The 10190-nt window shown below is 62.2% G+C and carries 10 protein-coding genes; 8 read left to right on the top strand and 2 right to left on the bottom strand.

All coding sequences use genetic code 11. The features are described 5' to 3' along the window. From ABDJ38_RS16665 to ABDJ38_RS16685, 5 genes are all read left to right on the top strand, one after another. Positions 1–226 (top strand): hypothetical protein (locus ABDJ38_RS16665; RefSeq protein ID WP_346786266.1); only part of this gene is annotated, 226 nt, incomplete at its 5' end. A gap of 57 nt (positions 227–283) precedes the next feature. Continuing rightward, positions 284–970, top strand: a complete 687-nt coding sequence (locus tag ABDJ38_RS16670; RefSeq protein WP_346786267.1) for a hypothetical protein — start codon at positions 284–286, stop codon at positions 968–970. Positions 971–1087: 117 nt separating this feature from the next. Beyond that, positions 1088–3421: a heavy metal translocating P-type ATPase gene (locus ABDJ38_RS16675; protein ID WP_346786268.1), complete on the top strand. Its 2334-nt coding sequence runs from the start codon at positions 1088–1090 to the stop codon at positions 3419–3421. Next, the gene (gene cueR, locus ABDJ38_RS16680) at positions 3418–3843 is read left to right on the top strand and encodes a Cu(I)-responsive transcriptional regulator (protein ID WP_346786269.1); all 426 of its coding nucleotides are present in this window, start codon (positions 3418–3420) and stop codon (positions 3841–3843) included. Before ABDJ38_RS16675 ends, cueR begins: the two co-directional genes overlap by 4 nt. A gap of 64 nt (positions 3844–3907) precedes the next feature. Beyond that, a complete protein-coding gene (locus tag ABDJ38_RS16685) occupies positions 3908–4369 on the top strand; it encodes a DUF411 domain-containing protein (protein ID WP_346786270.1) in 462 nt (153 codons plus the stop codon). Between the two features lie 598 nt (positions 4370–4967). Here the strand turns inward: ABDJ38_RS16685 and ABDJ38_RS16690 are convergent. After that, complete coding sequence (locus ABDJ38_RS16690) at positions 4968–6896, bottom strand: hypothetical protein (RefSeq protein WP_346786271.1); 1929 nt, start codon at positions 6894–6896, stop codon at positions 4968–4970. A gap of 8 nt (positions 6897–6904) precedes the next feature. Further along, positions 6905–7369 carry a cyclase family protein gene (locus ABDJ38_RS16695; protein ID WP_346786272.1) on the bottom strand — a complete coding sequence of 155 codons (465 nt, stop codon included), beginning with the start codon at positions 7367–7369 and terminating at the stop codon, positions 6905–6907. Positions 7370–7683: 314 nt separating this feature from the next. Between ABDJ38_RS16695 and ABDJ38_RS16700 the strand changes: the two genes are divergently transcribed. From ABDJ38_RS16700 to ABDJ38_RS16710, 3 genes are all read left to right on the top strand, one after another. Continuing rightward, positions 7684–8661: a LytTR family transcriptional regulator DNA-binding domain-containing protein gene (locus ABDJ38_RS16700; RefSeq protein WP_346786273.1), complete on the top strand. Its 978-nt coding sequence runs from the start codon at positions 7684–7686 to the stop codon at positions 8659–8661. A gap of 233 nt (positions 8662–8894) precedes the next feature. Continuing rightward, positions 8895–9830: a sulfatase-like hydrolase/transferase gene (locus tag ABDJ38_RS16705; protein ID WP_346786275.1), complete on the top strand. Its 936-nt coding sequence runs from the start codon at positions 8895–8897 to the stop codon at positions 9828–9830. Between the two features lie 65 nt (positions 9831–9895). Beyond that, positions 9896–10190 (top strand): transposase (locus ABDJ38_RS16710; RefSeq protein ID WP_346786274.1); only part of this gene is annotated, 295 nt, incomplete at its 3' end.

Below are 10190 nucleotides of genomic sequence, written 5' to 3' on the forward strand. Positions count from 1 at the left end.
TGGCCAAGATAAAGCCGATCGCTGGCCTCGCACCCGCCTGAGCGGGATTACAACGCCGCTCGCCCGGTGCCAGCCGCGAGCCACACCGAGCTCCGGCAACGACTTCTTCAACAGAATAGGGTCAGAATTTGCCGATGAGTCGCTGATTAATAGCGGCGATTTTCGGATCCAGTTGACCAAGACTTTTCGGCTGGAATTAGGGTGGAGAGCGGACTTTGCCTTGTGATTTGAAGTTGCCCTAGCGCTGGTTTAGTCTTCTGCATTAGATCGATTGGGGGGGATCATGATCGGTTCAAGCAAGTTTGCCGGCGGGCTACTGGCGCTATCAGCGTTGCTCTGGATCTTTATGATAGCTGCCTGGCCGTTTCTGATCGGCCCTCGTGAGAGCGCTTCGACCGACGAGATGACTTTGGTCGTCGAGCGGGCTGCCCACCTCCTCGATAAGCAAGCCTTTTATCGGGGTATTTGGATTGTGGAGGCCCTTGGAGCCATGGGAACAGCCATTGCCGGACTAATCCTGATCCACAGGCAGGAGACAAACGACGGAATTGCTCCCATAGGATGGGCCTCCGTCGGTGTCGGCTCGATTGTCTATGTTGCGATGTATGGCGTGATGCTTGGTAGCTATTGGCCAGCCGCCCAAGCTGCCACAAACAATCCCGCAATACTGGCAGCTGCGATCACTGGTGCCATGTCCCTGTTCTATCTTTCCAACATTGCTTTGAACGCTGGCTTCACGCTGACCTTTATCGCGGAGGCGAGATGCCCCCATCTTGCGATACCGCAATGGCTGGCATGGTTTGGTGCAGTGCTGTCGGCGCTGGCTCTGGCGGCCACTTCATTCGGTTTGTTTGCTGCGCCTACCGTTTCTTCGGTTGGCTCGCTCGATGCCACCGCCCTGATTGCTGTCGTCCACTTTGCCGCAATCGCCGTGTTTGGTTTTGGTATCAGCAGAGCGCCTCGTCATTGACCAAGGTCTCGTTGCGATCCGCCTGTATTCTGAAACGGTGACCGAGCGATTCAAATTGCCTCTTGACCCTGACATGATGTCAGACTCTATATAAGTCATCGGCAAGGAGATGAGCCGATGGACGAGCATCAGCACTGTAATCACGACCACGCGGCGACAAGCGGCGCGGACGTCACCGATCCCGTATGCGGCATGCAGGTCGATCCGCAGGCAACGGCGCATCACGCATCGCACGGCGGCCACGATTATCATTTCTGCAGCGCCCGCTGTCGAACGCGATTTGTCGAAGATCCGGATCGCTGGCTGAACGGATCGACTGAGGAACCGCCCATGCCCGAAGGTGCGATCTGGACTTGCCCGATGCATCCCGAAGTGCGCCAGAACCACTCGGGATCCTGCCCTATTTGCGGCATGGCGCTCGAACCGGAGATGGTCGATCCCGAGGCCGGTCCGACCGAGGAACTGGTCGACATGGCGCGGCGGTTCTGGATCGGCCTGACGCTGACCTTGCCTGTGTTCCTGCTGGAAATGGGCGGACATCTGTTTCCGGCGATCCACCATCTTGTCCCGATGGACGTCTCGGTGTGGGTGCAACTGGCTCTGGCGACACCGGTGGTTCTATGGGCAGGCTGGCCGTTCTTTTCGCGGGCAGCTGCATCGGTCACTTCACGCAACCTGAACATGTTTACCCTGATCGCGCTGGGGACCGGGGTGGCATGGTCCTATTCCATGGTGGCAACCCTCGCCCCCGAACTGTTTCCCGATGCGTTCCGCGCCCCCGACGGCACCGTCGCGGTCTATTTCGAAGCGGCGGCGGTCATCACCGTGCTGGTCCTCTTGGGCCAGGTCCTCGAACTTCGCGCCCGCGAACGAACGTCGGGGGCCCTGAAGGCCCTGCTCGGCCTGACGCCCCGCACTGCCCGCAGGATTGGTGTGGACGGTGATGAGGAAGTCGCTTTGGCGGACCTGCAGGTCGGCGATCGTCTGCGTATCCGGCCGGGTGAGAAAATCCCGGTCGACGGCACGGTGGCCGAGGGTGCGTCATCCATCGACGAGTCGATGGTGACCGGTGAATCCATGCCCGTTTCCAAACAGTCGGGTGACTCGGTAATAGGCGGCACCATCAATACGACCGGTTCGCTGGTGATGGTCGCAGAGAAGCTGGGCCGCGATACGCTTCTTTCGCGCATCGTGCAGATGGTGGCCCAGGCCCAGCGCTCGCGCGCGCCGATCCAGCGTCTGACCGACCAGGTAGCGGGCTGGTTCGTACCGCTGATCCTCGTTGTCGCGTTGATCGCTTTTGCCGCGTGGAGCCTGTGGGGTCCTGAACCTCGCCTTGCCCATGCGCTGGTCGCAGCGGTGGCGGTGCTGATCATCGCCTGCCCATGCGCGCTCGGTCTGGCTACGCCGATGTCGATCATGGTCGGCGTGGGCCGTGGTGCAGAGGAAGGCATACTCGTGAAAAATGCCGAGGCGCTGGAGCGGATGGAGAAGGTCGATACGCTGGTCGTCGACAAGACTGGAACGCTGACCGAGGGCAAGCCGTCGGTAACCCGAGTCGTGCCGCTGGGTGAACTGTCGGAAGAAACCGTGCTGCGGCTTGCCGCAGGTGTCGAGCAGGCCTCGGAACATCCGCTGGCTCTGGCGATCATGGCCGAAGCAGAGCGGCGCGGTATCGCAGCACCTGCCATTGAGGGTTTTGAATCGCCGACCGGCAAGGGGGCCATGGGCACGGTCGAGGGAAGTCGGGTTCTGCTTGGGAATGCTACTTTCCTGCGAGAGAACGGTGTCGACCCCGACCCCGCTGCCAGCGATGCCGATTTGCTGCGGCAGGACGGCGCAACGGCGATCCTGATTGCCATTGGCGACAAGGTCGCGGGCGTCATCGCCATCGCCGACGCGGTCAAGTCGACGACGCCCGATGCGTTGAAAGCGCTTCGCGCCGAGGGCATCCGCGTCCTGATGCTGACTGGCGACAACCGTACGACGGCAGAGGCAGTGGCTAGGTCTCTCGGAATCGACGAAGTGGAGGCCGATGTCCTGCCTGACCGCAAGAGCGCGGTGGTAGAGCGCTTGCGCGCACAAGGCCATGTCGTCGCCATGGCCGGTGACGGAGTGAACGATGCCCCGGCACTCGCCGCCGCAGACGTGGGCATTGCAATGGGCTCGGGTACCGATGTCGCAATCGAGAGTGCGGGGATCACCCTGCTCAATGGCGAATTGACAGGCATTGCTACGGCGCGCACGCTCAGTAGCAAGGTCATGTCGAACATCCGCCAGAACCTCGTCTTCGCATTCGGCTACAACGCGCTTGGCGTTCCGGTGGCGGCGGGCGTGCTCTACCCGCATTTCGGCATCCTGCTGTCTCCCGTGATCGCGGCTGCCGCGATGTCGCTTTCCTCGGTCAGCGTGATCGGCAATGCCCTGCGGCTGAAGGCGGCTCAGCTGTGAACATTGGCGATGCATCGCAGCGGACCGGCGTTTCGCAGCGGATGATCCGGCATTATGAGAAGATCGGCCTCATCCCGGCACCGCCACGCCGTGAAAGTGGCTATCGCGACTATTCCGATGCGGACGTGAACCGGCTACTCTTCATCGCCAATGCCCGCGATCTGGGTTTTTCCATCGACGAGATCGGCGAACTGCTGCAATTGTGGAGCGACGAGCATCGTGCCAGTTCCGAAGTCAAGGCGCTGGCCCTGGCAAAGGCCGACGAACTTGGCCGCAAGGTGGACGCACTCGCCGCGATGCGCTCCAGCCTGCTCCATCTCGCCCGTACGTGCCATGGTGACGATCGACCAGATTGCCCGATAATCGACATGATTTCGGGAGAAAAACCAGCCGTTCATGGCATTTCAGCCGAGAATAATTGAGTCCTGGCCTATGATGCTCATTTAACGGTCGGCCATTTACGAACTTGCTGCAAAGGAAGAAACGATGATCGCTTTCAACTCCGCAACGGTCCGCTTGCCTGCGACGGTGATTGCTCTGCTAGCGGCGGCGTGCACCGGGGCCGCTCAGGCGGCACCATACGTGATGTTCCGCGACCCCGGTTGCGGCTGTTGTCACAAATGGGCTGAACACGTCCGGACAGGTCTGCAGGCCGAGGTCGAAATGCGCGAAGACGTCCCCATGACGCAGGTGAAGGCCGATCGCGGAATTCCGGTCGAACTCGCATCATGCCACACGATGGAAGTGGAAGGGTACGTCATTGAAGGACACGTTCCCGCCGCCGATATCCAACGGCTGCTTCGGGAAAGGCCGGAGGGCGTCAAAGGGCTCGCCGTTGCGGGCATGCCACTAGGCTCGCCCGGCATGGAAATGGGAGGACGCACCCAGTTCTATCAGGTGATTGCGTTCGGCGATTTCGGGCAAAGGGTATTCGCAACCTACCAGTAGGGAGCCCATATGTCCGCAACTGGCGAAATCTTCCTGTAGAGCAGACAGTTTGCTCCCGGCCCTATTCCGTTGAGAAGTCCCGCTTGCGATCGTTGTGAAGTCCTGTTGCCGTGCTTCGCAGACAAGCGGAGACGTGGCGACGATGGGCGAGCGGACGGTGATGCAGGAGGCGCTGTTCTGGAGCAAAAGACGAGTTCCACCTAGCCGCTGCAGCCCAGAACCTCCGCAAGCTCGCCAAAATGAAGCCGATGCCGGGCCTCGCACCCGCCTGAATGGGATGGCAAGGTCGCTCGCCTGCTATCCGAAGCAATCGCCAACCAAGGCCACATCTGCCTTTTTCAACCGAATAGGGCTGGGAGCTGAATATCCGGACCTGGCAAAGCAGCCGGTCAGCCAAGCGCCCTCATTTCGGGCATTCCGCCAATCGCCTTGTGCACTTAAAAGCAGCCGTTGGAGTGATAGTGCGCTAACGTCGGCTCAGCGGCTTGGTGTCAGCCCGATGAGCCAGACTGACAGAAACTGCGGAAAGCTGTAATTATGCCTTTAGGGGAGGAGCCCGGAGCGAAACCAGGCCCCATCCGTGATCGACCAACCGGTACTAGAATTCTCCGACCACTCCGACACGTGCGGTGGTGCTCTTGCCGCCTGCGTAGGAGACTCCGGCGGTAATCGCGAAGGGCTCTTCGGTGTTGGCCCTCGCGGCGATCGAGGCGCCGAAGGCCGCCTGGCCGCGATAGATTGCGGTGTTCGCGGTATAGCTGATGCGCCCGGGGGCCGAGGGCATGGGGGCCGCCGTCAGTGCGGCCGAAGCAGCGATCCCGCGATTGGTCGCGGTCCGCTCGCTCGCTACGAGTTCGTAGAGGTCGAAGCTGGTCGTGCCCAGATTGCCCTGCGCATCGGTGGTGACGAGCGAGATCGGGCCGGACTGGCGGGCATTGCTTTCGTCGGACGCAATCCCGGCGAAGGTATAGGTGCTTTCGCCCGAACCGATCGCGACTTGCCCCGCCTGTGTTGCGACCGCTCCATTGCCTATCGCCACCGCACCGTTGCCGGTCGCGCTAGCGCCGTTGCCGAGAGCGATGGCGCTTTCGCCGATGGCCGAGCTTTCGTTGCCCAGTGCGACGGCACCGGTGCCGGTCGCGGTGTTGTTCGCGCCGAGCGCCACCGCGCCGGTGCCGGTGGCACGGTTGGGATCGCCAATGGCGACAGCACCGTCTCCCGAAGCAATATTGCCCGAGCCGATCGACACGGCCTGTCCGTCTTGCGCCTGCGCCTGGTACCCGATCGCTACCGAGCGTTCGCCGCTGGCGCTGGCACCCGATCCCATGGCGAGCGCATCCTTGCCCGTGGCAGTGGCGCCGGGGCCGGTGGAGTTGCTTTCGAAGAAGGCGAGCTCGGCGGCATTTGCGTCGGCCATCTTCTGCGCAGACTGCGCCTCGTCACGGGCCAGATTGGCGGCGCTCTGCGCCTTCACCGCTTTCTCGAATGCCGCGTCAGCGGCGTCCTGCGCCTCGGCCGTGCCGGTCGTGGCGTTGTTGGCCGCAAGCTGAGCGGCGCGCGCTTCTGCGCGAGCGGCATCCGCCGTGCTCTGCGCATTGGCGGCGTTCAGAAACGCCGCGTCGGCGCGGATCTGCGCAGCGGCGGCGGCGGCGGCCACGGTATTCAGCTGGCCGAGATTGACCGCATCGCTAGTCTCGGTCCCTGCCGCGACGTTGACGATCTGCCGCTGCAAGTCCGCGCTGCCCACCGAAATGGTGTCGGACCGCGTCGCGATCGAATTGAAGCCGAGCGCCACAGCGCCGGTGACGTTTGCCTGCACCTTTGAAAGATTGCCCACAGCGATGGAGCCGGTGGCACCGCTTAGGACGTAGGCTTCATGACCGAGCGCTATGCTATTAGTGGCCAGTGCTTGGCTTTCTGCACCTGTCGCGGTGCTGTAATCGCCGCTCGCATAGCTGCGTCGGCCTGTCGCGGTGCTGTTATCGCCGGTTGCATAGCTGCGTTGACCTATGGCGGTGCTGTAAGCGCCTGTTGCATTGGTCCATTCGCCTAGGGCGGTGCTGTCTCGACCGGTTGCCTCGGCGTCTTCGCCTAGGGCGGTGCTGAAGTCTCCGCTTGCTACGCTGCCTTCGCCTATGGCGGTGCTGAAAGAGCCACTTGCCTGGCTGCCTGTGCCTAAGGCGGTGCTGGAAGAGCCACTTGCCTGGCTGTCTTTGCCCAAGGCGATGCTGTAAGAGCCACTTGCTTCGCTGCTTTCGCCTAAGGCGGTGCTGGATTCGCCGCTTGCCTGGCTGTCGTTGCCTAAGGCGGTGCTGGAATTGCCACTTGCTTCGCTCCTGTAGCCTATGGCGGTGCTGTAACTGCTAGTTGCCTTGCTGTACTCACCACACTCAGTCGAGTGCAATCCCGAGCCAGCGTTGCACTCAGCGCTGGAATCGGCAGCGGCAGGGGCGGCGATGATCGCCAGGATCGCCACACTGGTGCCGGCAAGGAGATTGCGGGAAAGTTTCTGGAAGGTGGTCGACATGGGATTCCTCAGGATGGTAACAAGCAGGTGAACAGTCGCGCGGTCAGGAGCGCGGGAGATGGGCGCCGATACGCAGCGGGCTGTCGCTGCCGACCGCGGATATTCATCGGCAGCGCGCGCACGGTGGCGCCGCTGGCGGGCAGGCGATGGAGATGCGCGACGTTTCCGAACCCCGGCACGTTGGCCGCGGCAAGGATGCGGTGGCCGGGGATATGGAGTTGCGGCACGGCTGTTGCGCCGCGCTCCTGCGTGCCGAGATGCGCGGCCCTTTCGGGCCAGCGCTTCGACAAGTTGGTGAGAACCAGCAGGGTCGCGCCAGCGGGCAAGCGGCCGTTCACGGCTTCCCAGCGGCGCAGGTCGGCGACCGCGACTTCCTCTAGCCTCAATTCGTCAGCGGTCGGCCGTCCGGCCAGCGTGATCGCGGCAGCCAACGACAATAGGCGCGCACCAGCACGCAGGTTTGAAGCAATCACGGCGCGCCCCGAACGTTTTACCCAATCTTGTCTGGGTGGCATTCGGAAACTTGGCTCCAAGCCCCCAGAATTCCGCCTCCCGAAGCCATTTTGGCCCCTGTTTGGCGGACGACTGCAAGGTCACTGCGCGCCCCGCAACAAGCGGCTGCCGAGTTGCAACAGCGGATGCTGAACTGCAGAATTAGGTGGATTTTAACGCGGGCAACGGCGTTGTCGGGGCATTGGCGGCGCGTAGGTGTTTCCCCTCGGCGCGCCACAGCTTACGGGATTGAGGCGCAATCTTTCCTTCTCAACGGAGTTCGCAGGCGACATCCATGGGTTTCGAACATCGCTATCCGAAAGTTGAAATGCACAGCGGAACGCACCCGCGGCTCGGCGGTGGGGTTGCAGTGTGGAAATTCGATGCCCTTCCCGACATGCTCGGCCCCGATTGCTGGGCGGTGGTGGCGGCCCGCCTGCTCCTGTCGCAGCCGTTCGAGCCGGGTCTTGCCGCGATGCTTGAATTCATCGGCCGCTCGGCGCGCGCGGACAGGGCCTGGGTGCTCCGTTTCAACCACGATCTCACGACCATGCGCAACACCAACGAGTGGTGTGCGGACGGGATCACTTCGCATGTCGAGGATCTGCAGGACGTTCCCGTCACCATGATCGGCGACATGCTGCTGCCGCTCAGGGACGGGCAGACCTTGGCTATCAACGATGTCGAGTTGCTCGGGCGCGGGATGCGCTCGATGCAGCGCGAGTTCCGCTTGCAGGGTATTCGCAGCACGCTGACGGTGCCGGTGATGGCAGAAGAAGGGCTGATCGCCTGCATCGGTCTCGATTGCAACCGTCAGCAGCGCGACTGGACGGAAAGCGAAGTGCACGCACTCACCCAGATTGCGGCCCTGATCGGCGTCAGCCGGATCGAAGGGGCGCCGCTTACGCGCGAACGGATTGCCCCGACAACAAGTGCCTCCGCGCGGCTTTACCTGCGCAGCGGACATTCGGCGCGAGGCGTGGATCCCGAGGATATCTGCGCGGTGGAAGCCGACGGCAGCGGGACGACAATCCACCTGGCGAGCGGAGAGGCCGTGCCAGACGACCGCCCGTTACGTTGGTGGCATTCGGTTCTGCCCGAACAGATGTTCCTGCGCACCCATCGCTCCGCGATTGCCAATCTGCGCAAGGTCGAGCGTTTTCAGCGCCGTTCCCGCGGGCAAGACCCCGAGCTCATCCTCAAAGGGAGCAAAGGCCCCACGCCAGTCGCGCGCAGCCAGGTGCCCGAAGTTCGTCGCCGACTGGGAATGTAGAGATCATCGAGGCTGGAAGGTGGGACCAGGTTCGCCGAAGCAGTTGGTGAAGCTGCGTCGGGCAGTCAGTATCGTGCACCGCGGCCCGCATAACGAAGTAAGCGAGACGAGCCTTTACCAGACGAGCGCATCCGCTTTAGTGGCATCTCGGAAAGCAGCCCGATCAACGGCCGGCAAGCCGTGGATTCGAGAAATCCTTCGCGCTCCTTGATGGCGCACATAACCACTTTGGGCTGGATCAATCTGCAGAATGGGACAACACCGCCGTCACCGAATCCTACGTCAGCAATGACCCGCGCGTCCGCTATCCGGAGGGCGAATACTCGACCGACGTATTTGCTGGTCGGATGATAGAGTATATTCAAACTACGCCGCAAGAGCGTCCCCAGTTCGGCTATCTCGCCTTCACTGCCCCCATTGGCCGCTTCAGGCCCCCGCAGATGATATTGCGCGCTACGAAGGACCTACGATGCCAGTCCGCGGCTGAACTGCGCTCGGCGTGTATCGCCAGGATGCAAGAGCTTGGACTTGTCGATGAGCAAGCCCCGGCACCGCCAATGCTTGGCTACTGGAATTGGGATGGCCTTCCCGCAGAGGAACGCGCCAGCGAAGCGCGCAAGATGGAGATTTATGCTGCCATGGTCCATCGCATGGACAGGGCGATCGGACGGGTCCTGGATACGCTTGAAGCGGTAGGACGTCTTGATAACACGCTGATAGTATTCCTGTCCGATAACGGCCCGGATGGCTCCAGCAGCGAAGAGGCTATGCGGATAATTGGACTGGGGGCCCCCGCCCGGTTCGGGATCGACAATAGTCTCGGAAATCTTGGGGCGCCCGGTTCGTTTGCTGGCTATGGTGTGAACTGGCCTCAGGCCTCGGCCGCATCGTTCAATCGATTCAAGGGCTACACCACCGAAGGTGGCACCCGCATACCTGCGATTGTCAGTGGACCCGGCATTGCGGCCGGACGCAGCAATGCACTCATGCACGCGACCGCCCTAATGCCGACCCTCATCGAAGTCGCCAGCGCAAGACGAGACGTCGAAACGGAATTGCTGGAGCCCTCGGGCCTGTCGATGTGGCCAGTTTTCTCAGGCAGCAGGCAGAACACCAGAACTCCGCAGCACCCGCTTGCCTATGAATTCTTCGGAGGCGGAGCCTTGTAGAAAGTGCCCCCCTGATTTTCCTCCAAGTTGGATTAGAGTCCGGCCCTGATGGAAGGACGGACGAGATGAAGCGAACGAGGTTTTCGGAAGAGCAGATCATTGGTGTGCTGAAGGAAGCGGAGGCGGGTGTGAAGACCGCCGATCTGGCCCGTCGGCACGGTGTATCTGAAGCGACGAGGCGACGGCGCAGCCGTAGGCGTGCTGGGGGCACGAGGGCACCTGCCCCGGTGCTCGCCTTGCCGAACCAGCGCTGGAGCCTCGAGTTGGGCGCTACGCGCCCTTCTTCGCTACGCTTCGAATCCGTTCACGACCAGATGGCTTCGGGCAGGCGGTTCCGGGTGCTCAACGTGGTCGATGACG

The organism is Aurantiacibacter flavus, assembly GCF_039710615.1.
Classification (GTDB): Bacteria; Pseudomonadota; Alphaproteobacteria; order Sphingomonadales; family Sphingomonadaceae; genus Alteraurantiacibacter; species Alteraurantiacibacter flavus.

What these genes read in the sequence shown, in the direction of transcription:
- ABDJ38_RS16670 (WP_346786267.1), top strand. Translation starts at nt 284, where the DNA reads ATGATCGGTTCAAGCAAGTTTGCCGGCGGGCTACTGGCGCTATCAGCG.
- ABDJ38_RS16675 (WP_346786268.1), top strand. Translation starts at nt 1,088, where the DNA reads ATGGACGAGCATCAGCACTGTAATCACGACCACGCGGCGACAAGCGGC.
- ABDJ38_RS16685 (WP_346786270.1), top strand. Translation starts at nt 3,908, where the DNA reads ATGATCGCTTTCAACTCCGCAACGGTCCGCTTGCCTGCGACGGTGATT.
- ABDJ38_RS16690 (WP_346786271.1), bottom strand. Translation starts at nt 6,896, where the DNA reads ATGTCGACCACCTTCCAGAAACTTTCCCGCAATCTCCTTGCCGGCACC.
- ABDJ38_RS16700 (WP_346786273.1), top strand. Translation starts at nt 7,684, where the DNA reads ATGGGTTTCGAACATCGCTATCCGAAAGTTGAAATGCACAGCGGAACG.